Annotated in this window: 20 protein-coding genes and 1 pseudogene; 8 read left to right on the forward strand and 13 right to left on the reverse strand. The window is 70.2% G+C overall.

The genetic code is table 11. The features are described 5' to 3' along the window. Positions 1 to 21 precede the first annotated feature (21 nt). The gene (locus AC07DI_RS20630; RefSeq protein ID WP_384256780.1) at positions 22 to 663 is read right to left on the reverse strand and encodes a TetR family transcriptional regulator; all 642 of its coding nucleotides are present in this window, start codon (positions 661 to 663) and stop codon (positions 22 to 24) included. Between the two features lie 237 nt (positions 664 to 900). Between AC07DI_RS20630 and AC07DI_RS20635 the strand changes: the two genes are divergently transcribed. From AC07DI_RS20635 to AC07DI_RS20645, 3 genes are read left to right on the forward strand one after another with little or no spacing between them, the layout of a single operon-like run. Next, a complete protein-coding gene (locus tag AC07DI_RS20635; protein ID WP_478905527.1) occupies positions 901 to 2331 on the forward strand; it encodes a glycosyltransferase family 4 protein in 1431 nt (476 codons plus the stop codon). Continuing rightward, on the forward strand, positions 2325 to 3077 hold the full coding sequence (locus AC07DI_RS20640) for a class I SAM-dependent methyltransferase (RefSeq protein WP_478905529.1): 753 nt from the start codon (positions 2325 to 2327) through the stop codon (positions 3075 to 3077). The genes AC07DI_RS20635 and AC07DI_RS20640 overlap by 7 nt, the downstream gene beginning before the upstream one ends. Next, on the forward strand, positions 3074 to 4156 hold the full coding sequence (locus tag AC07DI_RS20645) for a prenyltransferase/squalene oxidase repeat-containing protein (RefSeq protein WP_478905530.1): 1083 nt from the start codon (positions 3074 to 3076) through the stop codon (positions 4154 to 4156). Before AC07DI_RS20640 ends, AC07DI_RS20645 begins: the two co-directional genes overlap by 4 nt. Here AC07DI_RS20645 and AC07DI_RS20650 read toward each other — a convergent pair. Continuing rightward, positions 4150 to 4443 (reverse strand): hypothetical protein, encoded by a 294-nt coding sequence (locus AC07DI_RS20650; RefSeq protein ID WP_478905531.1) that lies wholly within the window; start codon positions 4441 to 4443, stop codon positions 4150 to 4152. The genes AC07DI_RS20645 and AC07DI_RS20650 overlap by 7 nt on opposite strands. 139 nt (positions 4444 to 4582) lie before the next feature. Here AC07DI_RS20650 and AC07DI_RS20655 point away from each other — a divergent pair, with 139 nt between their 5' ends. Further along, positions 4583 to 5134, forward strand: a complete 552-nt coding sequence (locus AC07DI_RS20655; protein WP_478905532.1) for a hypothetical protein — start codon at positions 4583 to 4585, stop codon at positions 5132 to 5134. Between the two features lie 7 nt (positions 5135 to 5141). Here the strand turns inward: AC07DI_RS20655 and AC07DI_RS20660 are convergent, their stop codons facing one another. After that, positions 5142 to 6152 carry an LLM class F420-dependent oxidoreductase gene (locus tag AC07DI_RS20660; RefSeq protein WP_478905533.1) on the reverse strand — a complete coding sequence of 337 codons (1011 nt, stop codon included), beginning with the start codon at positions 6150 to 6152 and terminating at the stop codon, positions 5142 to 5144. A 1314-nt stretch (positions 6153 to 7466) separates the two neighbouring features. Here AC07DI_RS20660 and AC07DI_RS20665 point away from each other — a divergent pair. Continuing rightward, positions 7467 to 8573: pseudogene (locus tag AC07DI_RS20665) on the forward strand (IS630 family transposase). Between the two features lie 775 nt (positions 8574 to 9348). Here AC07DI_RS20665 and AC07DI_RS20670 read toward each other — a convergent pair. From AC07DI_RS20670 to AC07DI_RS20685, 4 genes are all read right to left on the reverse strand, one after another. Then, the gene (locus AC07DI_RS20670) at positions 9349 to 10221 is read right to left on the reverse strand and encodes a hypothetical protein (protein WP_478905535.1); all 873 of its coding nucleotides are present in this window, start codon (positions 10219 to 10221) and stop codon (positions 9349 to 9351) included. A gap of 193 nt (positions 10222 to 10414) precedes the next feature. Continuing rightward, on the reverse strand, positions 10415 to 11458 hold the full coding sequence (locus AC07DI_RS20675; protein WP_478905537.1) for an N-acetylmuramoyl-L-alanine amidase: 1044 nt from the start codon (positions 11456 to 11458) through the stop codon (positions 10415 to 10417). Positions 11459 to 11558: 100 nt separating this feature from the next. Next, a complete protein-coding gene (locus AC07DI_RS20680) occupies positions 11559 to 12233 on the reverse strand; it encodes a class I SAM-dependent methyltransferase (protein ID WP_478905538.1) in 675 nt (224 codons plus the stop codon). 158 nt (positions 12234 to 12391) lie between these two features. Continuing rightward, positions 12392 to 14134: an MFS transporter gene (locus AC07DI_RS20685; RefSeq protein ID WP_384256750.1), complete on the reverse strand. Its 1743-nt coding sequence runs from the start codon at positions 14132 to 14134 to the stop codon at positions 12392 to 12394. 285 nt (positions 14135 to 14419) lie between these two features. On the opposite strand from AC07DI_RS20685, the gene AC07DI_RS20690 reads away from it, so the two are divergent. From AC07DI_RS20690 to AC07DI_RS20700, 3 genes are all read left to right on the forward strand, one after another. Next, positions 14420 to 16624: an acyl-CoA dehydrogenase gene (locus tag AC07DI_RS20690; RefSeq protein ID WP_478905539.1), complete on the forward strand. Its 2205-nt coding sequence runs from the start codon at positions 14420 to 14422 to the stop codon at positions 16622 to 16624. A gap of 26 nt (positions 16625 to 16650) precedes the next feature. Then, on the forward strand, positions 16651 to 17841 hold the full coding sequence (locus AC07DI_RS20695) for a lipid-transfer protein (protein ID WP_478905540.1): 1191 nt from the start codon (positions 16651 to 16653) through the stop codon (positions 17839 to 17841). Between the two features lie 148 nt (positions 17842 to 17989). Continuing rightward, the gene (locus AC07DI_RS20700) at positions 17990 to 19477 is read left to right on the forward strand and encodes an MFS transporter (protein ID WP_478905541.1); all 1488 of its coding nucleotides are present in this window, start codon (positions 17990 to 17992) and stop codon (positions 19475 to 19477) included. Positions 19478 to 19727: 250 nt separating this feature from the next. On the opposite strand, the gene AC07DI_RS20705 is transcribed toward AC07DI_RS20700, so the two are convergent. The 6 genes from AC07DI_RS20705 to AC07DI_RS20730 form a co-directional block, all read right to left on the reverse strand. Then, the gene (locus tag AC07DI_RS20705; protein ID WP_384256740.1) at positions 19728 to 20369 is read right to left on the reverse strand and encodes a response regulator; all 642 of its coding nucleotides are present in this window, start codon (positions 20367 to 20369) and stop codon (positions 19728 to 19730) included. 90 nt (positions 20370 to 20459) lie between these two features. Continuing rightward, complete coding sequence (locus AC07DI_RS20710) at positions 20460 to 20720, reverse strand: hypothetical protein (RefSeq protein ID WP_478905542.1); 261 nt, start codon at positions 20718 to 20720, stop codon at positions 20460 to 20462. Positions 20721 to 20752: 32 nt separating this feature from the next. Next, positions 20753 to 21172 (reverse strand): glycine-rich domain-containing protein, encoded by a 420-nt coding sequence (locus AC07DI_RS20715; RefSeq protein ID WP_384256736.1) that lies wholly within the window; start codon positions 21170 to 21172, stop codon positions 20753 to 20755. Between the two features lie 666 nt (positions 21173 to 21838). After that, the gene (locus AC07DI_RS20720; RefSeq protein ID WP_478905543.1) at positions 21839 to 22684 is read right to left on the reverse strand and encodes a helix-turn-helix domain-containing protein; all 846 of its coding nucleotides are present in this window, start codon (positions 22682 to 22684) and stop codon (positions 21839 to 21841) included. Next, a complete protein-coding gene (locus tag AC07DI_RS20725) occupies positions 22684 to 23199 on the reverse strand; it encodes a DUF6879 family protein (RefSeq protein WP_478905544.1) in 516 nt (171 codons plus the stop codon). Before AC07DI_RS20725 ends, AC07DI_RS20720 begins: the two co-directional genes overlap by 1 nt. After that, the gene (locus AC07DI_RS20730; protein ID WP_478905545.1) at positions 23180 to 23446 is read right to left on the reverse strand and encodes a hypothetical protein; all 267 of its coding nucleotides are present in this window, start codon (positions 23444 to 23446) and stop codon (positions 23180 to 23182) included. Before AC07DI_RS20730 ends, AC07DI_RS20725 begins: the two co-directional genes overlap by 20 nt. Positions 23447 to 23593: the final 147 nt, after the last annotated feature.

Raw genomic sequence — 23593 nt, forward strand, 5'->3', positions numbered from 1 at the left:
CCGTCCGGGGGGTTCGGCGTACTACGTCCTCGGCTCCGCCGCACGGCGTCCGGGCTCCGCCGTCAGGTCGATGAGCCTGCACACCGTCTCGATGTCGATTTTCACCTGGGCGATCGAGGCGCGGCCGGAGAGCCAGGTGATCAGCGCGGAGTGCCAGGTGTGCTCGATGACCCGGACGGCGGAGAGCTGCTGCGCGGTCGGTGTCCGCTCCAGGCCCATCGCGTCCAGGATGATCGCCGTCGTCAGCCGCGAGACCGTGTCGACCTCGGGGCTCACCGAGCGGTCCGCGAAGGTCAGGGCCCGCACCATCGCGTCCGCCAGATGCGGTTCGCGCTGCAGCGCGCGAAAGGCCCGCATCAGCGTCTCGGCGACCCGCTCTGCGGGTGACTCACCGGCCGGCGGGCGCTTCCTGATGGTCGTGTGCATGTGTTGCAGCTGGTCCTGCATGGTGGCGACCAGCAGATGGACCTTGGAGGGGAAGTAGCGGTAGAGGGTGCCGAGGGCGACGCCCGCCGCCTCGGCGACCTCGCGCATCTGCACCGCGTCGAAGCCGCCCCTGCTGGCCAGTTGGGCGCTCGCGTGCAGGATGCGGCGGCGGCGCGCCTCCTGGCGTTCGGTGAGGGGCGGCGCCGCCGGGTTCGCCGCCTTGGCTTCCGCTGTCATGTCGATGCCCCTTTGGAAAACGCCTCCCGAGATCGCACAGCATGGCAGGGAGCCCGTCGTGGCGCGAATCACCTGATCCGGGCCTTACACCTCGCCTACCTGCCGGTAGATTCAAGGCTCGTCCAGCGATCATTCGGCATTCATTCGGCGATCATTCGGCGATCAAGTCTGAAACTTGTTCTAGATTACCGTCCCGGCGTAACCTCGCGGAGAACCGCAGGAAGAAGGGGGCCGAGAGTGACCGCTGAGGCCATGGAGGCAGGCCCCCGCAAGGGCCCCGGCCGCGACGGCGAGCGCCCGCTGCGCATCGCCCTCCTCACGTACAAGGGGAACCCGTTCTGCGGGGGACAGGGCGTCTACGTACGCCATCTCTCGCGCGAACTGGCCAAGCTCGGCCACAGCGTCGAGGTCATCGGCGCGCAGCCCTACCCCGTCCTCGACGAGGGCGAGGAGCTGACGGGCCTCAAGCTCACCGAGCTGCCGAGCCTGGACCTCTACCGCTCGCCCGACCCCTTCCGCACCCCCAGGCGCGACGAGTACCGCGACTGGGTCGACGCCCTCGAAGTGGCGACGATGTGGACCGGCGGCTTCCCCGAGCCCGTCACCTTCAGCCTGCGCGCCCGGCGCCATCTGCGCGCCCGCCGCGGCGAGTTCGACGTCGTGCACGACAACCAGACCCTCGGCTACGGCCTCCTCGGCGACCTCGGCGCGCCCCTAATCACCACGATCCACCACCCCATCACCGTCGACCGCCGACTGGAGCTGGACGCCGCGCCCGACTTCAGGCGCCGCATGTCAGTCCGCCGCTGGTACGCGTTCACCCGCATGCAGAAGCGGGTCGCCCGCCGCCTGCCGTCCGTCCTCACCGTCTCCGGCAGCTCGCGCCAGGAGATCGTCGACCACCTCGGCGTACGGGACGACCGCATCAGCGTCGTCCACATCGGCGCCGACACCGACCTCTTCTCGCCCGACCCGTCGGTCCCCGAGGTGCCGGGCCGGATCGTGACGACGTCCAGCGCCGATGTCCCGCTCAAGGGCCTGGTCTTCCTCATCGAGGCGCTCGCCAAGACGCGCACCGAACACCCCGCCGCCCACCTCGTCGTCGTCGGCAAACGCGCCGAGGACGGACCCGTCGCCCAGGCCATCGAGCGGCACGGCCTCGCGGGCGCCGTCGAGTTCGTCAAGGGCATCACCGACGCCGAGCTCGTCGACCTGGTCCGCTCGGCGCAGGTCGCCTGCGTCCCTTCGCTGTACGAGGGGTTCTCGCTCCCCGCGGCCGAGGCGATGGCGACCGGCACACCGCTCCTCGCCACCACCGGCGGCGCGATCCCGGAGGTCGCGGGGCCCGACGGCGAGACCTGCCTCGCGGTGCCGCCGGGCGACGCGGGGGCGCTGGCCATCGGCCTGAACCGGCTCCTCGGCGACGCCGGGCTGCGGGCCAGGCTCGGCGCGGCGGGCCGCGCGCGCGTCCTCGCCAAGTTCACCTGGGCCCGCGCCGCCCAGGGCACCGCCGAGCTCTACCGCGCGGCGATCGACTGCTCCGCCGGACAGGGCGCCGCCCGCGCGGTCGCCCGCGGCCACGCCGTCCCGGCGACCGCGACCGCAGCCACGGCCACGGCCACCCCCGAAGTTGCAGGACCTCACCCCGAAAGCAGGGCCACGTGCTGACCGTCGACTTCACCCGCTTCCCGCTCGCCGCCGGCGATCGCGTGCTCGACCTGGGCTGCGGCGCGGGCCGGCACGCCTTCGAGTGCTACCGGCGCGGCGCCCAGGTGGTGGCCCTCGACCGGAACGCCGAGGAAATCAGCGAGGTCGCCAAGTGGTTCGCCGCGATGAAGGAGGCGGGCGAGGCCCCGGTGGGCGCGACCGCCACGGCCATGGAGGGTGACGCCCTCAACCTCCCCTTCCCCGAAGCCTCCTTCGACGTCGTGATCATCTCCGAGGTCATGGAGCACATCCCCGACGACAAGGGCGTCCTCGCGGAGATGGTGCGCGTCCTCAAGCCCGGCGGCCGCATCGCCGTCACCGTCCCGCGCTACGGCCCCGAGAAGGTCTGCTGGGCCCTCTCCGACGCCTACCACGAGGTCGAGGGCGGCCACATCCGCATCTACAAGGCGGACGAGCTGCTCGGACGGATGAGGGAAGCCGGACTCAAGCCGTACGGCACGCACCACGCGCACGCCCTGCACTCGCCGTACTGGTGGCTCAAGTGCGCGTTCGGCGTCGACAACGACAAGGCGCTGCCCGTCCGCGCGTACCACAAGCTCCTGGTCTGGGACATCATGAAGAAGCCCCTCGCGACGCGCGTGGCCGAGCAGCTGCTCAACCCCGTGGTCGGCAAGAGCTTCGTCGCCTACGCCACCAAGCCGCACCTGCCGAAGGCCTCGGCCGACGCCGCGGCGGACGCCAAGTGACGAGCCCCGAGCGGACCGAACACCTCATCCTGCCCGGCGTCCTGACGGCCGATCAGGCCGCCGCGACGGTGCGCGGCATCCTCGCCGTGCAGCGCGAGGACGGCGCCATCCCGTGGTTCCGCGGCCACCACCTCGACCCGTGGGACCACACCGAGGCCGCGATGGCGCTCGACGCGGCGGGCGAGCACGCGGCCGCCGAGCGCGCCTACGACTGGCTCGCGCGCCACCAGAACCCGGACGGCTCCTGGTACGCGGCGTACGCGGACGGCGACCCGGACCACGTCACCGACCGCGGCCGTGAGACCAACTTCTGCGCCTACCTCGCCGTCGGCGTCTGGCACCACTACCTCTCGACCGGCGACGAGGGGTTCCTTGACCGCATGTGGCCCGCCGTCGTCGGCGCCGTCGAGTTCGTCCTCGCGCTGCAGCAGCCCGGCGGGCAGATCGGCTGGAAGCGGGAGGCCGACGGCACGCCCGTCACCGACGCGCTCCTGACCGGCTCCTCCTCCATCCACCAGGCGCTGCGCTGCGCCCTCGCCATCGCCGAGCAGCGCGACGAGGCCCAGCCCGACTGGGAGTTGGCGGCCGGCGCCCTCGCGCACGCGATCCGCCGCCACCCCGAGCGCTTCCTCGACAAGGACCGCTACTCGATGGACTGGTACTACCCGGTCCTCGGCGGCGCGCTGACCGGCGAAGAGGCCAAGTCCCGGCTCGCCGAGGGCTGGGACCGCTTCGTGGTGCCCGGCCTCGGGGTGCGCTGCGTGGTGCCCAACCCGTGGGTCACCGGCGGCGAGAGCGCCGAACTCGCCCTCGCTCTGTGGATGACGGGCGAGTCGGACCGCGCCCTGGAGATCCTCCAGTCCATCCAGCACCTGCGCGACGCCGAGTCGGGCCTGTACTGGACGGGCTACGTCTTCGACGACAAGGCGCTGTGGCCCGAGGAACTCACCACCTGGACGGCGGGCTCACTGCTTCTCGCCGTGGCGGCGCTCGGCGGCGACGAGGCGACCTGCGCCGTGTTCTCCGGCGACCGGCTGCCGCGGGGCCTCGACCCGGACTGCTGCGCCGCGGTTCAGTAGCGGCGCAGGCGTCCGGCGAGGGCGTGGCCGACCAGGAGGTAGACGACGGCCGCCAGGCCGTAGCCCGCGACGACCCTGGCCCAGTCCTCGTCGAAGGTGAACAGGTCGTGGGACCAGCCGGCCAGCCAGCGGGCCGCGTCGTGGATGAACTGGACGAGGTCGTTGGCCCGGTTCGCGTCCAGCAGGTACATCAGGATCCACAGGCCGAGTATCGCGGCCATGATGTCGGCGACGAGTGCTATGACCCGTCCCGCGGTGCTGCCGTTGGAGTGCCGTGTGGGAGACATGGAGGCCGGGTACCGGGGAAGCCGCCGTTCGAAACCCGTTCGGGTCCACCCCGGTGGCGGGGCACGGCGGGCCGGGTGAGGGTGCGAGCAGGTCCGCGCGCCCCCGCGCGCCGCTCAGCCCACGCCTGGAGGCCCCGCCGTGCCCAGCACCGTAACCGTCCACCGTGCCGGAGTTTCCCTCACGCTCTGCTGCACCCTGCTGGCCGGTGCGACGGCCTGCGGCGGCAGCGGCGAGGACACCGCCACCGCGTCCGCGCCGTCCACCAGCAGCAGCGCCGAGAAGCAGAAGTTCGCCAAGACCCGCTTCGTGGCCAACGCGGGCCTCGCCGCGGGCGCGACCTACCAGTGGATCGTCAAGCCCTACCGCGCGGGCAAGTTCAAGAAGGGCGCGAACGGCCGGAAGTTCGCCCTGGTCAAGGCGGGCCTCGCCGGAGCGTTCACGTACAACAGGCTGAAGGCCGCGTCGAAGAACGCGAAGGGCGACCCGACCCTCGCCAAGGCGGTGGCCCCGCTGACGTCCGGCATCGACGCCCTGAAGGACCTCCCCTCCAAGCTCCGCAAGGGCGAGGGCACGGACTCGGTGGTGAACTCCTTCGACGACATCATCAAGGACGTCAAGGGCGCGGGCAGCAGCGCGGGCGCGGACGTCAAGGACAAGGTGCCGTCGGCGGGCGAACTCAGCAAGGGCTGACGCGTTCCTAGGAGTTCAGCTCGGCCAGGACCCGCAGGGTGTGCGGGTCCGGCGCGAGTACGAGCAGGTCCGTGACCGGCCCCTCGCGCCACAGCTCAAGCCGTTCCGCGATGCGGGCGCGCGGGCCGACCAGGGAGATCTCGTCGGCGAAGGCGTCGGGCACGGCGCGGACCGCCTCCTGTCTGCGCCCCGCGAGGAAGAGCTTCTGGATGTGCCGGGCCTCGGCCTCATACCCCATGCGGGCCATCAGGTCGGCGTGGAAGTTGCGGGCGGAGTGACCCATTCCGCCGATGTAGAAGCCGAGCATGGCCTTGACGGGGAGCAGTCCTTCGGCGACGTCGTCACAGACCTTGGCGCGCGCCATGGGTGCGATCAGGAACCCTTCGGGGACGTCGGCGAGCGACGCCTCGTACACATCCGCCCGCAGCGGCGACCAGTACAGCGGAAGCCAGCCGTCCGCGATCCGTGTCGTCTGCGCGATGTTCTTGGGCCCCTCGGCGCCGAGCAGGACCGGCAGGTCGGCGCGGAGGGGGTGGGTGATCGGCTTGAGGGCCTTGCCGATTCCGGTGCCGTCCTCGCCGGTGTACGGGTGGGAGTGGAACCGTCCCGCCAGCTCCACCGGCCCCTCGCGCCGCAGGACCTGACGGATCACCTCGACGTACTCGCGCGTCGCGGTCAGCGGCGACCTCGGGAAGGGCCTGCCGTACCACCCCTCGACCACCTGCGGCCCGGACAGCCCGAGTCCGAGCATCAGCCGCCCGCCGGAGAGGTGGTCGAGGGTGAGGGCGTGCATGGCGGTGGTGACGGGGGAGCGGGCCGCCATCTGCGCGACGGCCGTGCCCAGTTTGATACGCGAGGTCTGCGATGCGATCCAGGTCAGCGGGGTGAAGGCGTCGGAGCCCCAGGCCTCGGCGGTCCACACGGAGTCGTAGCCGAGCCGCTCGGCCTCCTGGGCGAGGGCGACGTGCCCGGGGTCGGGGCCGCGCCCCCAGTAGCCGAGTGCGAGCCCGAGCCGCATAGGCCTGCCTCCCCAGTGAACTGACGGTGCGTCAGGTGTGGTGCGTAGGGGAGGGACTGTACGACAACGGCCCCCCGCCCGGAAGGGCGAGGGGCCGTGCGAGGCCAAACAGGATCAGCCGCGCTGGCCGAGGCGGAAAGCGCCGAAGCGCTCCTTACCGACCTAGTCGGTACCTACCTCAACAAGGTCCGGGCGCACCTGGAGTGATGAGGTGCGTACCCTGCTCGTGTTCCGCATAGGTCAATGAGATGTCCACGATTAAGCAAGGGGACACATTCACTTCACGGTCAGAATTTGCACCTTCGACGCGGCGGTGATGTGACACTTCGAGCCCACGTAGGAATAATGCCCTCAATGATGTTGCGGGCGTGATGGCCACTTCTGTGGCATGCGCATCAGCTACGCCTCCGAAAAGCCGTGATTTCAGTGCGATGGGCCTGCTGCAGGAGTTCTCAACTACGTCCGGTTAAAGTGCCGGGCAGCGGTCAAGGCCTCCCGATTCCCAGCGAACGTTGTCCGTGTAGGCCCAACCCACTATATGTGTGCCCGCAATGCGGACGCGGAACCACTGATTGCCCTGTCGGTTGAAGACGTAGCACCAGAGGTATAGGGTCTTACCCTTGGGTACAAAAGATATAACGTCACACTGGGACGAGAAGCCGGAGCGGAGCTTAAAATTCTTCACGGCGGACAATTTGCCGTCAGAAACATTCGGTCCGATTTGCAGTCCGCAGGGAAGCGGCTGTGCGCTGGCGGTGGATGCACTGATGCCGACCAGGGACGTTGCCAGTAGGCCGACGATCGCTAGCGCCGCGCGAAGTCTCTTCATTTTAAATGGATGCCTTTCAACGCAAATTGATGTATGCGCTTGGTTCAAAAATTAACTCTGGAAAAAGATATTATAAGTTCGCGCTGGCGTCAACGGCGCTCTTTCAGCCACGCCAACATCGCTGGCTCTTTCGGTGTGGCCGCTGAGCAGTGTCCGCAGCGTGCCAGGTCCCCGCACAGTTGAAGAAGGCGCTTGACATCCCAACCCGCCAACGCGGGAATTCCGGCAGTTTACTCACTGGCGAGGGCGTCGGCTGCTGTATTCCGGTGGGTCCGACGCCAGAACCGGGGGCGTGACCGGGCCGTTCTGTCGCACGTCGAGCCGCTCGGCGATCCGCTGGAGCGGCCCGATCAGTGAGATCTTGGCGGCAGACGCGCCCGTCACGGCCCTCACGGTCTCCTCACGTCGCACCGCGCGGGCCATCTCCTGGTCCGGCGCGCTATACGTATCCCATGCGGGCCATAAGGTGGTCGTGGAGTTAGCTTATGACGCGTCCGGGACCGAAGCTTGCGCCGCTGAATCTGACCGATGCCGAGCGGTCGGTGTTGGAGGGCTGGGTGCGGCGGCGTAAGTCCGCGCAGGACATGGCGATGCGGGCTCGTGTGGTCCTGGCCTGCGACGACGTTGGGGAGGACGGCTTTCCCGTGTCGACGCTTGCGGTGTGGCGCGGGTTGGGGTGTCCCGGGACACCGTGTCGAAATGGCGTCGGCGGTTCCTGTCGGAGCGTCTCGATGGGCTGTCGGACGAGCCGCGTCCTGGCCAGCCGCGCACGGTGATGGACGAGCAGGTCGCGGATCTGATCGCCCGGACGCTGGAGTCGAAGCCGCGGGATGCCACTCACTGGTCGACGCGGTCGATGGCGAAGAAGACGGGACTGTCGCAGTCGACCGTTTCACGGGTCTGGCGGGCTTTCGGCTTGCAGCCGCACCGCTCGGAGACGTTCAAGCTCTCCGCGGACCCGTTCTTCGTCGACAAGGTCCACGACGTGGTGGGGCTGTATCTCGACCCGCCGGAGCGGGCCCTGGTCCTGTGTGTGGACGAGAAGTCGCAGATTCAGGCGCTGGACCGGTCCCAGCCGGTGCTGCCGATGATGCCCGGGGTCCCGGAGCGGGCCACCACGACTACATCCGTGCCGGCACCACCACGTTGTTCGCGGCGTTCGACGCGGCCAGCGGCAAGGTGACCGGGTCGCTCCACCGACGCCACCGGGCTGAAGAGTTCAAGAATTTCCTGGCCAAACTCGACAGGGAGCTCCCGCGAGAACTCGATGTCCACCTGGTCTGCGACAACTACGCGACCCACAAGACCGCGGCGGTCAAAAAGTGGCTGCTGGCCCATCCCAGGTTCCACATGCACTTCACGCCCACGAGTTCGTCCTGGCTGAACCTGGTCGAGCGGTGGTTCGCGGAGCTGACGAACAAGCGGATACGGCGCGGGTCCACAAATCAGTCCAGGCGCTGGAGAAGGACATCCGCACCTGGATCGACTCATGGAACGAAGACCCCAAACCGTTCGTCTGGACGAAGATCGCCGACCAGATCCTCGAGTCGCTGGCCTCATACTGCCGACGAATCTCTGACTCAGGACACTAGAAGCCGATCGTTGCTTTGTCGAGCGGTAGGCCCTGGGCCATGTCGTCGCACTCGGCGGCGCGCGCTAGCAGCGCGACGATGAAGCACTCTCGGAGCCTGGTGAGCGACGCCTCGTGGAGGTTCGTCCGCGTCGGCGACCAAGTGCAGCGGCGGCCAACCACCGACGATCTGGGTCGTCTGAACGATGTTCTTGGGGTCTTCGTCGACGAGAAGGAAGGAGAGGTGGGGGCGGAAGGGATGGGTGATTGGCTCGAGTGGCGTGCCCAGACGATCCCGTCCCCCCCCGTCTACGGCACCGGATGGTACTGCCTGTCAAGCGCCACCGGGGCATTGGGCCGGAGCACCTTCCGTGCGACTTCCACGTACTCCCGCATCGCGGTCAGCGGCGACCTTCGGAACGGCTGTCCATACCACCCTTCACTACGGAGGCGCGGACCGTCCAAACCTGAGCATCATCCGCCCGGCGGAGAGTGGTCGAAGGTGAGCGCGTGCATGGCGGTGGTGACGGGGGACGCGCCACCATGTGCGCGACGGCCGTGCCGAGGCGGATCCGCTAGGTCTGCGCGGCGATCCAGGTCAGCGGTGTGAAGGCGTTGGGGCTCCAGGCCTGGGCTGGGGCCGCACCCCCCAGTAGCGGAGTGTGAGCCCGAGCCGCATACGCCCTCCCCAGTCCCCAGCGGTTCCTGACGGTACGTAAGTCACATGTCGAGGGGGACTGTGCGACAACAGCCCCTCGCCCGGAAGGGCGAAGGGCTGCGAGGTGTGTCCGTGCGGGTCAGCCGCGCTGGATCCCCGTGGTGTCCTGGAGCACGCCGCGACGGCCGTCCTGCGTCTGGGCAATAAGGCCGGGGCCGCGCTGCTCGACGGCCAGGTACCAGGTGCCGGGCGCCAGTTCGGCGATCGGCGTGGGCGAGCCGTCCTCCGCGTACAGCGGACGCGGCACCGGCACGGCGAACCAGAACGGCGAGAAGTCACCGGCGGGCTGCGCCTGCGCGGGCGGCGGCGTCTGCCCGGCCTGCGGCTGCGGCTGCTGCCCGCCGAAGGACTGGCCCTGCGGCTGACCCGGCTGGCCGCCGTAGGGCGCGCCCGGCTGCGGCTGACCCGCGCCCGGGTAGCCGTAGCCACCCTGCGGCTGACCGCCGTAGGGCTGCGGGGCCATCGGCTTGGGGCCGCCCATGAGGGGGGCCTTGAGGGCCGGGACGAGCAGGGTCGCGACCGCGGCGCCGGCGAGCACGAGCGCGCCGATCAGGCCGAGGATGAGGCCGACGCCGACGTCGGGGGAGTCGGGGCCGCCGCCGGTGCCGCCGAACCTGGAGTTCAGGAGCTTGATGAACTCGTCGTAGGACTGGCCGGTGTCGAAGATCGCACCGAGCGAGCTCCAGGCGGCGGCGATGGTGAAGGCGATGCCGAGCTGTCCCAGGTCGAGGCCGGCGACCTTGCGCGGCTGCGGCATCGCCCGGTTCAGGACGATGAGCACCGCACCGATGATGCCCAGCAGGTACACGCTCAGCAGCAGGTTGCCGTTGTCCCAGGCGTTGGGTGCATCGTCGCCATCGCCGTCAAAGGTGCCGAGGAACGAAGCGATGAAGAGCAACACCGCTGCTCCGATCACCACGCCGTCGCCTCGAGTGAGGGAGCGGAAATTCACTTCAGGTCCTTCGTCAGTCGTCTCGTCAGTGGAGGCGTCGCTGTCGCCGTAGTCGCGTTCGTGTCGCGGTGCGCGAAGCGCGGGGGTGGCCCCTCATCGTAGGGAGGACAATATCGTCCGGACGGGCGGGGTGTCTGCTCGGGTTAAAGACGTCCACGCTTCATGGCGAAGACGTTCACCTCCGCTTCCGCCCCTACTTACGCAGGAACCCCGCGATTCCCTCCGAAATCCCCTGCGCCGCCTTCTGGCGCCACGCGTCACTGGTCAGCAGGGCCGCGTCCTTCGCGTCCCGCATGTTGCCGCACTCGATGAAGACCTTGGGGACCGTGGAGAGATTGAGGCCGCCGAGGTCCTTGCGAACGTCGAGGCCGGTGCCGCCTCCGACATAGTTGGAGGGGGCGCTGCCCGTCGCGCTGACGAACTTGCCCGCGATGCGTTCGCCCAACTCCTTGGAGGGGGCGACGATCGCGGTGGTGTCGGCGGCGCCGGACTTCACCTGTGCGGGCATGATCACGTGGAAGCCGCGGTTGCCCGCCGCGGAGCCGTCCGCGTGGATGGAGACCACCGCGTCGGCGTGCGCCTTGTTGCCGATCCGGGCGCGTTCGTCGACGCAGGGGCCCCAGGGGCGGTCGCCGTCCTGGGTGAACTTGACCGTGGCGCCCTGCCTTTCGAGCAGCGTGCGCAGGTGGCGGGCGACCTCCAGGGTGAACTTGGCCTCGGTGTAACCACCGTTGGTGGACGTCCCCGTCGTGTCGCACTCCTTGCGGTTCGTGCCGATGTCGACGAGGCGGTTGATGTCCGCCGTGTGCTGGAAGTTGCCCGGGTTGTGGCCGGGGTCGACCACGACGACCTTGCCCTTGAGGGGGCCGTTGGGGGCGGGGGCGTGCGGGGACGGCTTCGTAGTCGAATCGTTGCCGTCGGCGTCCCTGCCCTTGCCGTCCTTGTTCTTCTCGTCGCCCTTGTCGCCCTTGTTCCCCTTGCCGTCCTTGTTGGGCTTACCCGTTCCCGAAGGGGAAGACGGCGCGGATCCGGACGACGCGTCCTGGCCCGCGGACCCGGTCGACGAGGCCGGCAGTGATCTCGCGGGCTCGTTACCGTCGGGCCCGCTCGTCGCCTGGTAGACGAGCCAGCCCGCCAGGCAGGCCGGCGCCAGCGCGGCGACGGTCACCGTCAGCGGACGGCCGAAGCGGCGCCTGGGCGGTTGGGAGGGATCGAATTCCGGACCTACGTACGACACGAGGGCGAGCCTATCCGCGCGGCCCGTTCCCCGCTCGCGTTGGAGCGCCTCGGGCAGCCTCAGGGGTGACCTCGGGGGTGAGCCATCGCCGCCCGCGAGGTCAGATTCCCGTGCCCGTCCGCCGCAGCACACGCAACGAGTCCGTCACCGAGACCTCGGTGAACGCGCCGGACTCCAGGGCCCTGAGGTAGACGCGGTACGGCGCCTGCCCGGTCATGATGTCGACCGGGTCGGGGAAGACGTCGTGGATGACGAGCAGGCCGCCCTCGGCGACGTGCGGCGCCCACCCCTCGTAGTCGGCCGTGGCGTGCTCGTCCGTGTGGCCGCCGTCGATGAAGACCAGGCCGAGCGGACCGCCCCAGGCCTTCGCCACCTGCGGCGAACGGCCCACGATCGCGATCACGTGGTCCTCCAGGCCCGCCCTGTGCAGCGTGCGCCGGAAGGTGGGCAGCGTGTCCATCCGGCCGACCTCGGGATCCACCGTCTCCGGGTCGTGGTACTCCCAGCCGGGCTGCTGCTCCTCGCTGCCCCTGTGGTGGTCCACGGTGATCGCGCTCACCCCGGCCCGCCGCGCCGCGTCGGCCAGCAGGATGGTGGAGCGCCCGCAGTACGTGCCGACCTCCAGGAGCGGCAGGCCGAGCGCGGCGGCCTGCGCGGCGGCGGCGTACAGCGCGAGCCCCTCGCCGCGCGGCATGAAGCCCTTGGCGGCCTCGAAGGCGGCGAGGACCTCCGGCTTGGGCTCGGGCGCGGGCTCGGGCGCGGGCTCGGCGGCCATGGCCACGGGCTTCCTCCAGGTGGTGGGTGGGTGCCGTTGGTGCGTACGGGCGCCATGATGCACGGCGCCCCCGCCACCCGGATGACGGGGGTGCGCGGGGGCGGATGCGGCGGTACGGGCCGGGAGTACGTTCCGGGGGTACGGGCCGGCCGGGCGGCTCAGGCCGGTACGTCGCTCTCGTCGGCCGCCGCCGACAGCGCCAGGTCGACCCGGACCGGCCGGTCGTCCCCGTGGTACGCCGCCGCCGAGGCGTGCGGCGCGTGGCCGGCCGCGGTGGCCGCGAGGACGTAGGAACCGCCGGCCGGGACGTCGAGGGCGTAGCGGCCCTCCTCGTCGGTGAGGGCGGCGCCCGCCTGCTTGCCACGGGGGTCGATCAGCGTGACCTTGGCCCGCACGACCGGGGCGCCGTCCGCGCCGTGCACCCGGCCGTGGAAGCCCGCGAGCACCTTGGCCGCACGTTCGAGGTTGGCGTCCTCCTCGCTGCTCGCGCGCAGCTGCGTGGTGACGGAGCGGCGGGCGGAGGGCAGCAGGAGGGCGAAGAGCAGGCCGACGAGGACCGCGCCCCCGGCGATCATGAACGAGACGCGGAAGCCGTGCATGGTCGGTACGGCGACGCCCCCGACGTGGTCCGCGGTGTTGGCGAGGACCATGCCGATCACGGCGCTGGACACCGAGGTGCCGATCGAGCGCATCAGGGTGTTCAGGCCGTTGGCCGCGCCCGTCTCGGACGGGTCGACGGAGCCGATGATGAGCGCGGGCAGCGAGGAGTAGGCGAGGCCGATGCCCGCGCCGAGGACCACCGCGATGACGATGGTCTGCCAGGCGGCGCTCATCAGGCCGAGCCCAGCGACGTAGCCGATCGCGATGATCAGCATGCCGAGGATGAGGGTCACCTTCGGGCCGTACTTCGCCGACAGGCGGGCGTAGACGGGCGCGGTGAACATCATCGTCAGGCCGAGCGGCATCACGCACAGACCCGCGACGACCATGGACTGGCCGAGGCCGTAGCCGGTGGCGGTGGGCAGCTGGAGCAGCTGGGGCAGGACCAGCGAGACGGCGTAGAAGGCGACGCCGACCATGATCGAGGCGAGGTTGGTGAAGAGCACCGAGCGGCGGGCGGTGGTGCGCAGGTCCACCAGCGGGGCCTTGACGCGCAGCTCCATCACGCCCCACAGGACGAGGACGACGGCCGCGGCGGCGAACAGGCCGAGCGTGGTGGTCGAGCCCCAGCCCCAGTCGCTGCCCTTGGTGATCGGCAGCAGGAAGAGGACGAGACCGGTGGAGAGGCCGAGCGCTCCGAGCACGTCGAAGGTGCCCTCGGCGCGGGCCGGGCTCTCCGGTACGAAGACGAGGGTCAGCAGGATCGAGAGGACGCCGAGGCCCGCCGCTCCGAAGAACAGCGCGTGCCAGTCGGCGTTCTGCGCGACCAGCGAGGCGACCGGCAGCGCGAGGCCGCCGCCGACGCCGATGGAGGAGCTCATCAGGGCCATCGCCGAGCCGAGCTTCTCGCGGGGCAGCTCGTCGCGCATCAGGCCGATGCCGAGCGGGATGGCGCCCATGGCGAAGCCCTGGAGCGCGCGGCCGACGATCATCACGATCAGATCGTCGGTGAAACCGCAGATGAGCGAGCCGACCACCATCACGGCGAGGCTGGAGAGCAGCATCTTCCGCTTGCCGTAGAGATCGCCGAGGCGGCCCATGATCGGCGTGGAGACGGCGCCCGCGAGCAGGGTCGACGTCATGACCCAGGTGGCGTTCGACGGCGAGGTGTGCAGCAGCTCCGGCAGGTCCTTGATGACCGGCACGAGCAGGGTCTGCATCACCGCGACGACGATGCCGGAGAAGGCGAGTACGGGGACGACTCCGCGTATGCCGCGTGGATGGGCCGTCGACATCGACATTGCTGGGGGCCTCCGGGGCGGAAGAGGACGTGGCTTGGCTGTACGTGGATGCGTACGTGTAGCTCGAACCTGTTTCCCCGGGCGACTATTCCGACGGATGTCGTACGAGAGGAACTCTTGACCTGTTGTTAACCCGTTCATCAATCGGGGCCTCCGCGGCCGGTCGAGCGTCGGCGAGGCATCGGCGAGGCGCCCGGAAACACCCGCCCGCGTCTGACCTTCCGTCAGATTGAAACGTGTTCTACTCTTTCGCCGTCCCGGCAGCGGCTACCGGCGAGGATGCGCATGGGGATCGGAATCACGCGGGAACAAAGGGAGTTGGCGTCGGCGGTGCGCGGCTGGATCACACGTGCCGTACCGCCCGAGGAGATACGCCGACTGCTCGACGCCCCACCTCGGTCACCGGCCGTTGGTGGCCGCCCCGCCCACTGGGACGGGCTCGCCGCGCAGGGGCTGCTCGGCGTCCACCTGCCCAAGGAGTGCGGCGGCGGGGGCGGGAGCCTCGTCGACCTCGCCGTGATCATCGAGGAGGCGGCGCGGGCGGCGCTGCCCGGACCACTCGCGGCCAGCTCCCTCGCCTCGCTGGTACTGCACCGCGCGGGCGCCCCGGCTTTGGCCGCGGAGCTCGCGGGCGGCGCCCGGATCGGAGCCGTCGCCCTGGACACGGGCACGCTCACCGCCGTCTTCGGGCCCGACGGATACGTCCTGGATGGCACGGCGCCGCCCGTACTCTCCGCAGGCGAGGCGGACCTGCTGATCCTCGCCGCCGCGTCGGCGTCGGGCCCCGTCTGGCTGGCCGTCGACGCCGCCGCACTGACCGTACGTACGCACGACAGCGCCGACCCGACGCGCCCCACCGCCGAAGTGAGCGCCCGCGCCGCGCACGTCCCCGCGGACCGGGTGCTCGCGGTGGACTCCACGGCCGTCCGCGACCTGGCCGCCGCCGTGCTGGCCGCCGACGCGTGCGGCACCGCGGCGTGGACGCTGCACACCGCGGCCGAACACGCCAAGGTGCGGGAGCAGTTCGGGCGCCCCATCGGACAGTTCCAGGGCGTCAAGCACCTCTGCGCCGACATGCTGGTCCGCGTCGAGCAGGCCCGCGCCCTGGCCTGGGACGCGGCCCGCGCGGCGGACGCCCCCGAGACGCCCGTCGACGTACGCGGCCTGACCGCCGCCCTCGCCGCGGCCACCGCCCTCGACGCCGCGTACTCCTGCGCCAAGGACTGCGTGCAGATCCTCGGCGGCATCGGCTTCACCTGGGAGCACGACGCCCACGTGTATCTGCGCAGGGCCGTCGTGGCCCGGCAGCTGCTCGGCGCGGGCGACGCGCACCGGCTGCGCGCCGTGCGGCTCGCGGAGAACGGCGCCCGGCGCGAACTGCGCCTGGAGCTGCCGCGGGAGTCACGGGCGCGGGCCGAGGCGTACCGGGAGCGGGCCCGCGCGGCGATCGCCCCGGCCCGCGGCCTCGACCCCGCCGCGGCCCGCAAGGAACTCGCCCCCACCGGCTACGCGGCCCCGCACCTCCCAGAGCCCTACGGCCTCGGCGCGGACCCCGTCCAACAGCTCGTCGTCCAGGAGGAGTTGCGGGCCGCCGGGGTCGGGCTCAGCGATCTCGGCATCGCGACCTGGGTGGTGCCCTCCCTCATCGCGTACGGCACAGAGGCGCAGCGCGCCCGCTTCCTCGCGCCCACCCTGCGCGGCGAGTTGCTCTGGTGCCAGCTCTTCAGTGAGCCCGGCGCGGGCTCCGACCTCGCGTCCCTGCGCACGCGGGCCGAGCGCGTCGCGGGCGGTTGGCGCGTGAACGGCCAGAAGGTGTGGACCAGCGCGGCCCAGTGGGCGGACCACGGCATCCTCCTCGCCCGTACGAACCCGTCGGCGCCCAAGCACAAGGGGCTGACGTACTTCCTCGTCGATATGAAGGCCGCCGCGGCCGGGGGCGGCGGGATGGACATCCGCCCACTCAAGGAGATCACCGGCGACTCCCTCTTCAACGAGGTGTACTTCGACGACGTGTTCCTCCCCGAGGACGCCGTCGTCGGACAGGTCGACGACGGCTGGCGCGTCGCCCGCAACACCCTCGGCAACGAACGCGTCCACATGGCCGACCAGATGACCTTCGACACCGGCCTCGAAGCGCTCATCGCTCGCGCCGGCGAACTCGACGGCGCCTACCGGGCCCGCATCGGGGCGCTCGCCGCCGAGGCGCACGCAGTCGCCTGCATCGGTCTGCGGACCACGACGCAGCAGGTGGCGGGCGCGGAGCCGGGACCGGGCGCCTCCGTACGCAAACTCGTCCAGACCCCCCACCAGCAGAAGGTCGCCGATCTTGCCCTCGAACTCCTCGGCCCGGCGGGCGCGGTCCGCGAGGGCCCGGGGGAGCGGGCCCTGCACGGCTTCCTGATGTCGCGCTGCCTGACCATCGCGGGCGGCACCACCCAGGTCCAGCTCAACGTCGTCGCCGAGCGGATCCTCGGCCTGCCCCGGGACTGAGATCGCGGCCCACGGAAAGGACCCTCATGAAGGCGTACGTCGTCGGCGTCGGGATGACCAGGTTCGAGAAGCCGGAAACGCGCGACTGGCAGTACTGGGACATGGCGAAGGAGGCGGGCACCAAGGCCCTCGACGACGCCGGAGTCCCGTACGACCAGGTCGAGCAGGTCCCCGTCGGCTACTGCTTCCAGCCCTCGACGGCAGGCCAGCGCGCCGTCTACGAACTCGGCCTGACCGGCGTCCCCGTCTACAACGTCAACAACAACTGCGCCACCGGATCGACCGCGCTGATGATGGCCCGGCAGTTCGTCGAGGGCGGCCTGAACGACTGCGTGCTCGCGCTCGGCTTCGAGAAGATGGCACGCGGCGCGCTGGGGGGAGGCTCCGACGGCGGGGACTTCAGGACGTCCCCCGTCGCCCGCCACTACGGGATCATGGCCGCCCGGCACGGCTTCGAGATGACCCCGCCCACCGCCCAGATCTTCGGCGACGCGGCCCGCGAGCACATGGAGAAGTACGGCACCACCGAGGCGCAGCTCGCCGCGGTCGGCGCCAAGAACCACCGGCACTCCACGAACAACCCGTACGCGCAGTTCCAGGACGCGTACACCGTCGACGAGATCCTCGCCGCCAGAACCATCCACCGCCCGCTCACCAAGCTCCAGTGCTCCCCGACGTCGGATGGCGCGGCGGCGGCGGTCGTGGTCTCGGAGCGCTTCGTCGAACGGCACGGCCTCGCGGAGCGCGCGGTGGAGATCGCCGCCCAGGCCATGACCACCGACACCGGCGAATCCTTCGCCTCGGGCTCGTGCATCGACGTCGTCGGACAGCCGATGTCACGCGAGGCGGCCCAGCAGGTGTACGAGAGGTCGGGGCTCGGCATCGAGGACGTGGACGTCGTCGAGCTGCACGACTGCTTCTCCGTCAACGAACTCCTCACCTACGAGGCGCTCGGCATGTGCGCGCCGGGCGAGTCGGGCGAGCTCGTCGAGAGCGGCGCGACGACGTACGGCGGGCGCTGGGTGGTCAACCCCTCCGGCGGCCTCATCTCCAAGGGCCACCCGCTGGGCGCGACCGGCATCGCGCAGGTCGCCGAGGTGACCTGGCAGCTGCGCGGCGAGGCGACGGCGCGGCAGGTCGAGGGAGCGCGGGTGGGGCTCGCGCACAACATCGGCCTGGGCGGGGCGGCGGTGGTGACGATGCTCAGGCGGACCTAGGCCTGTTGGTCCTGGGCCTGTTGGTCCTGGGCCTGTTGGTCCTGGGCCTGTTGGTCCTGGGCCTGTTGGACCTAGGACTGTCGGACCAGGGCGGAAGGAGGCGAATTTCCGATGCGCCGCTCAAGTTTCGCTTGAGAGGATGGTTGTCATGGTCCAGACGTCCTCCACCGCTTACCCGGCCGACCCCGATTCCGGCTCCGCCCCCGCATCCGCCCCCTCCGGCGCCGCCCCGCCCCGGAGGTCCGTCCCGGTGTGGGCGGTGCTGCTCACCGCCTGCGCGGGCCAGTTCCTGGTCGTCCTCGACGTCTCCGTGGTGAACACCGCGCTGCCGTCGATGCGGTCCGACCTGGGCATGAGCGCCATCGGCCTGCAATGGGTCGTCAACGCGTACTCCATAGCCTTCGCGGGCTTCATGCTGCTCGGCGGGCGGGCCGGGGACCTCTTCGGCCGCAAGCGGATGTTCCTCGTCGGGCTCGGCCTGTTCACCGCCGCCTCGCTCGGCGGCGGCCTGGCCCAGGCCGAGTGGCAGCTCCTCGTGGCGCGGGCCGTGCAGGGTCTCGGCGCCGCGGTCCTCGCGCCGTCGACGCTGACGATCCTCACGTCGGCGGTGCCCGAGGGTGCCGCGCGGGCCCGGGCCATCGGCGTCTGGTCGGCGGTCGGCGCGGGCGGCGGTGCGGCCGGCGGCCTCGTCGGCGGGGTCCTGACCGACCTGCTCTCCTGGCGCTGGGTTCTCCTGATCAACGTGCCGGTCGGCGCCCTGGTGATCGTCGCGGGGCTGGCCTGGCTCACCGAGAGCAGGTCCGACCGGACGCGCCGCCTGGACGTGCCGGGCGCGGTCCTGGTCACCGGCGGCCTCGCCACCCTCGCGTACGGCATCGTGCAGACCGAGGAGAAGGGCTGGACGGCCGCCGCCACGCTGGTGCCGCTGGCGGCGGGGCTCGGGCTGCTCGCCGCGTTCCTCGTGGTGGAGGCGCGCACGAAGGTGCCGCTGATGCCGCTGAAGCTGTTCAAGGTGCGGACGGTGTCGGCCGCCAACGCCGCGATGTTCGTGTGCGGCGGCGGCATGTTCGCCATGTGGATGTTCATGACGCTCTACACCCAGAACGTCCTCGGCTACTCCCCGTTGAAGGCGGGCCTCGCCCTCATGCCGTCCTCGTTCACCGTCGTCGCCGGCTCGATGCTCGCGCCGCGCCTGATGCCGCTGATCGGCGCGAAGAACGTCTCCGCGATCGGCATCGTGGTGGCCGCCGCGGGCTTCGGCTGGCAGTCGACGATGACGGTCGACGGCGCGTACGTGACCTCGATCCTGCTGCCCGGCATCGTGATGATGTTCGGCGCGGGCCTCGCCACCACCCCGCTCGCCTCGCTCGCCACGTCGGGCGCCGGGCCGGGCGACGCGGGCCTCGTCTCCGGCCTGGTCAACACCTCCCGCACGATGGGCGGCGCACTCGGCCTCGCGGTGCTCTCCACGGTGGCGGCAGCCCAGACACACGGTGCGTCATCGCCACAGGCCCTCACCGACGGATACGCGATGGCGTTCCGCACGAGCGGCTTCATCCTGCTGGCGGGCGTGGTGGTGCTGCTCGGGTGGATGCCGAGGTCGCGCCCGGCGACTCGGACGCCCTCGGGGAGCTGAGAGCCTGTCTTTGAACCCCCGCCTGCGTCCCGGCGCCCGGCACGCACGCTCGGCGCACGGATTTCCAGGACAGGTGGCTCCGCCACATGACCTGGAACTCCGCACACCGATCGCACGCACCGAACACCGCTGCGCCCGCGCTTCGCGCGGACGACGGGGGTTCAAAGACAGGCTCTGAGGGCTCGGAGCCCGGTGGGCGGTTGAAGACGTACTCGGCGGCCCGGCGGCGGCGTGCGCCCAGCCACTGCTCTCACAGCCACCCCCGGTGGCGCGCCTCCCGCACCGCCTCCATCCGGTTCCGTGTCCCGGTCTTCCCGATCGCCGCCGACAGGTAGTTCCGCACGGTCGACTCCGACAGATGCAGCGTGCCCGCGATGTCGGCGACCGTCGCGCCGTCCACGGAGGCCTTCAGGACGTCCGCCTCGCGGCCGGTCAACGGGCTGGGCCCGGCGCTGAGCGCGGCCGCGGCGAGCGCCGGATCGATGACCGTCTCGCCCCGCAGCGCCCGGCGGATCGACTCGGCGAGCTCCTCCACCGGCCCGTCCTTGACCAGGAAGCCGACCGCACCGGCCTCCATGGCGCGGCGCAGGTAGCCGGGCCTGGCGAAGGTCGTGAGGATGAGGACCCGGCAGTCGGGGCACTCCTCGCGCAGATCGGCCGCGGCGTCCAGGCCGCTGCGGCCCGGCAGTTCGATGTCGAGCAGTGCCACGTCCGGGCGGGCGACGAGCGCCGCGTCGACGATCTCGTCACCCGCGCCCACCTGCGCGACGACTTCGATGTCCTCCTCCATGCCGAGCAGCAGGGCGAGCGCGCCCCGCATCATTCCCTGGTCCTCGGCGAGGAGGACTCTCGTACATCTCAGGGGCCGGTGGTCCTGGGGCATCTCGTCCATGGGGTCAGGCTACGGCCAGCGCCCCAGCTCAGGGCAGCAAAAGCCCCGGCCGGCACACGGGGAACGTGCCGACCGGGGCCGTGTGGATCGTCAGTCCTCTTCGGGCGGGAAGACGAACCCCCGCGTCGGACCTTGCTGCCGCTTCTCCGGGGGCTCGGGGCTGGTCTCGCGGAACTTCGCCACGACGGACGCCAGCGCGTCAGCGGTCGTGTCCTTGCGAGTCGCCGGATCGGCACTGTCGTACACACGCCACGCCCCCGCCGGGTCCTCCGGATCTTCCGGCGCGACCACGCCGGGGATACCAAGACGCCTCAACATGGCGTCCACCTGCCGGGCCTGCTCCGCGTCCATGCCCTCACCTCTCAGCCGTACGTGCGGGCAGCCTAGCTACCGCCGCCCCCACTCCCGCCCGAGCAGTGCGAAGCGCACTTGCCGGGGTTGATCGGCCCGCACCCGCCCGGCTTGGGCGTGTGGGAACAGTTCGCGCCCACGGGCACCAGGGCCCGACTTGGGGCCGTCCACAACTCCGGATCGACGTTGTACCCGGCCTGTTCGATGATCGCGACCGTGCGCGTCAGCGCGTGAGGGTCGTACCGCTCAGGGTCGGGTCGCTCCGGCCAGTGGTGCACGAACCGGCCCAGCCGCTCACACAGCTTGGCGTAAAGGTTCGTGTGAAGGATCAGCGCATGCCAACCCTCGTCTACCACCTGTGACGGGGTGATCTTGACGTCAGGGAACTGCACTGCGGCTACTACGAACTTGAGTGCGTCCGTGACGATCCGGGCGGCCACCTCTTCGGCCATGTCGGGGTTGCTGTCCAGGACAGTTGCCTTGACTCCCTCGAACCCTTCAGGGGTCAGCAGGGTCCCCACAGGGATCGGTCCGGGGCCTGGGGGACCGGGCATGGGCTGTGGTTCGGTCGGTACGCTCATGGCGTCACTTCGCTTTCGTAGACGGGGTGATGGCCCGTCCCCGGCTGTTCGTACTGTCCAGGTCCGCCAGCCGGGGCGGGGTCTGTGCCCGTCCGGCCGCTCCGCTTCACGGGGCGTGCGACCGAACGGGGGCTTGTACCTGCCTCTCCTGCGGGCTTCCCGTGGGGTTGCGGTGCATGAAGCAACCGGGAACGCACGGCGCTGAGGGGCGTCTCTGGAGCCTCGCGGGGGTGCTCACGTCCGGGGCCTTACCTGCCGGAAACAGAAGTTGTGCCAGTACACGACTTCCGAGGCTCCGCCCCCTTGGCGCTCGATCCGGCGCGCGGGATCAAGAGGCTTGATCAGCTTGCCGCACTTCTCACAGTCGGGTCTGTCCTCAGTGAACGTGACGTACCCAACTTCCCCTCTGATGAGGCCAGTTGCGGGCGCATCGGTCTTCGCTGCCATTGGCGCTATCCCCTCGCGTGGTCCGTTCTCCACCACGCTAGGAACACGGAACCTTCAACTCCTAGCCGATTGCTCCTGATTGCGCGCGGACTACACGAGCGAGTCGCGGGCCCGGAGGATCAGCGCTCGGGCCCTGTCGCCATAGGCCGCCATGTCGGCGAGAGTGGCGAATGTGTCGGCGTACACCTTGACCTCGCTGGGCTGGGTCAGCGTGAGGTACCCGGAGACCAACTCGACGTTGACTTGGGCGTTGTCGTAGATCCAGAAGTTCTCGACCGGCAGTTGGGGGCGTCGCTGAGCCATCGGGACCACGCCGAGACTGACGTTCGGTAGGCCGCACACTGTGAGCAAGTGCTCCAGCTGCTCCTCCTGATCGTCTCCAGTGCTGAGGGTGTTGCGGAGCACGGGCTCCTCGATCAGGAACGCGAACAGTCTTTGCCCCTCGTGCAACACGCGCTGACGCTCCATGCGGGCGGCTACAGCGTCGGCCACATCGTCCGTTGCCACTCGTTGCCGCTGGATCGTCCGAAGCACGTCCTCCGTGTACTGGTAGGTCTGGAGCAATCCGGGAAGAGCCCAGGAGCAGTACGAGCGGAAGCGGCGCGTTCGCTGATACAGCGGAAGGCGTTCCTCCTGCGACGGTTTCAGCCCGGCACGCTCCAACCGGCGCCACGTCAACCACATGCCCTCAACGGCACGCAGCGAGGCAATCAGGTCCTCTGCCTGGCCCTCAGCTCCGCATGCCCGGCACCAGGCCCGAATGTCGTCCTCGCTGGGCTGAGCCTTCGCCGTCGAGATCCGCGACACCTTGGACGGGTGCCAGCCGCACAGCGCGGCGAGATCCTTGCCTTCAAGCCCGGCGTCCCTGAACAACTCGCGTAGACGGTCGGCCAGGACTTGCCGTGCTTGCCGGACGTTAGATGATGCTGGTTGCACTAGACCGGCCGGTACTCCTCGTGCGGAGTAGCCCGCCCCCACACTGCGTCAAAGGCATCGGTGCACCAGGCAGCCAAAGCGGTGTCCTTGACGTACTCCCGCTCCATCAGAGCGCCATCCCCGCTGAAGTGATGGAAGAGGACCAACTCACCGTCGAATACCCAGAAGTCCACAGCGGGGATCGCGAGATCCTTCGCCCGTCGGCGGGGCAGCCAGCGAACTTGCTCACCGGCAACCACGTTGGTCACGGCATAGTCGTACTCCCAGCGCAGGTACTCAGTCAGCGGCTCGGAGACCACACGGGCCCGGCGCACGACCACGCCCCGCGAGACGGCTGCATGTACGGCGTCGTGCCAGCCCTCCCACCAGTCAGAGCGGTTATCCGCTGTGAACTTGCGGTGCCCCTCCCGCCACGCAAGGAAATCCGGGTCTGTACTCGCGTAGTGGTCGCGGACCTCAAGGTGAATGGCGGAACGTCGGGCTTGGGACAGTGGCTCACGTGCCGGTGGCTTCATCGGCGGCGTCTCCGTCCGGGCGAGGGATGTACTGGATCATGACCTTGGGCAGACGGATGATCGTCTCGTGATCCGGAATGTCCGTCCCATGACCGGGGATTGAGCCGACCTCCTGACATCCCTTCACTTCCTCCTCAGTGGCCCGGTACGACTGGATCAGCAGGTCTCCGCTGTCCTCGTCCAGCCAAATGGTTGGCGAGTCGTCCTTACCGGTGTTCGGGATGATCCCGAGGAAACGCAAGCGCATGACCTCTCCCTGTGTCGATCCGATTGCGGCCGATTGCTTGACCATCACCCCTCTAGGAGCTGTCCTGGCGATCACCCGTAGGGTGCCTCGGTGGTACTTTGCCCGGAAGTCGTGGGAGGGGTGGGTAGGTCGGTGGATAGGGAGTTG

It is taken from the genome of Streptomyces sp. NPDC044106 (assembly GCF_056433985.1).

Coding starts and splice junctions, on each gene's coding strand:
- AC07DI_RS20630 (WP_384256780.1), bottom strand. CDS start 663: ATGACAGCGGAAGCCAAGGCGGCGAACCCGGCGGCGCCGCCCCTCACC.
- AC07DI_RS20650 (WP_478905531.1), bottom strand. CDS start 4,443: ATGTCTCCCACACGGCACTCCAACGGCAGCACCGCGGGACGGGTCATA.
- AC07DI_RS20660 (WP_478905533.1), bottom strand. CDS start 6,152: ATGCGGCTCGGGCTCGCACTCGGCTACTGGGGGCGCGGCCCCGACCCC.
- AC07DI_RS20680 (WP_478905538.1), bottom strand. CDS start 12,233: ATGGCCGCCGAGCCCGCGCCCGAGCCCGCGCCCGAGCCCAAGCCGGAG.
- AC07DI_RS20685 (WP_384256750.1), bottom strand. CDS start 14,134: ATGTCGATGTCGACGGCCCATCCACGCGGCATACGCGGAGTCGTCCCC.
- AC07DI_RS20690 (WP_478905539.1), top strand. CDS start 14,420: ATGGGGATCGGAATCACGCGGGAACAAAGGGAGTTGGCGTCGGCGGTG.
- AC07DI_RS20695 (WP_478905540.1), top strand. CDS start 16,651: ATGAAGGCGTACGTCGTCGGCGTCGGGATGACCAGGTTCGAGAAGCCG.
- AC07DI_RS20700 (WP_478905541.1), top strand. CDS start 17,990: ATGGTCCAGACGTCCTCCACCGCTTACCCGGCCGACCCCGATTCCGGC.
- AC07DI_RS20705 (WP_384256740.1), bottom strand. CDS start 20,369: ATGGACGAGATGCCCCAGGACCACCGGCCCCTGAGATGTACGAGAGTC.
- AC07DI_RS20710 (WP_478905542.1), bottom strand. CDS start 20,720: ATGGACGCGGAGCAGGCCCGGCAGGTGGACGCCATGTTGAGGCGTCTT.
- AC07DI_RS20715 (WP_384256736.1), bottom strand. CDS start 21,172: ATGGCCGAAGAGGTGGCCGCCCGGATCGTCACGGACGCACTCAAGTTC.
- AC07DI_RS20725 (WP_478905544.1), bottom strand. CDS start 23,199: ATGAAGCCACCGGCACGTGAGCCACTGTCCCAAGCCCGACGTTCCGCC.
- AC07DI_RS20730 (WP_478905545.1), bottom strand. CDS start 23,446: ATGCGCTTGCGTTTCCTCGGGATCATCCCGAACACCGGTAAGGACGAC.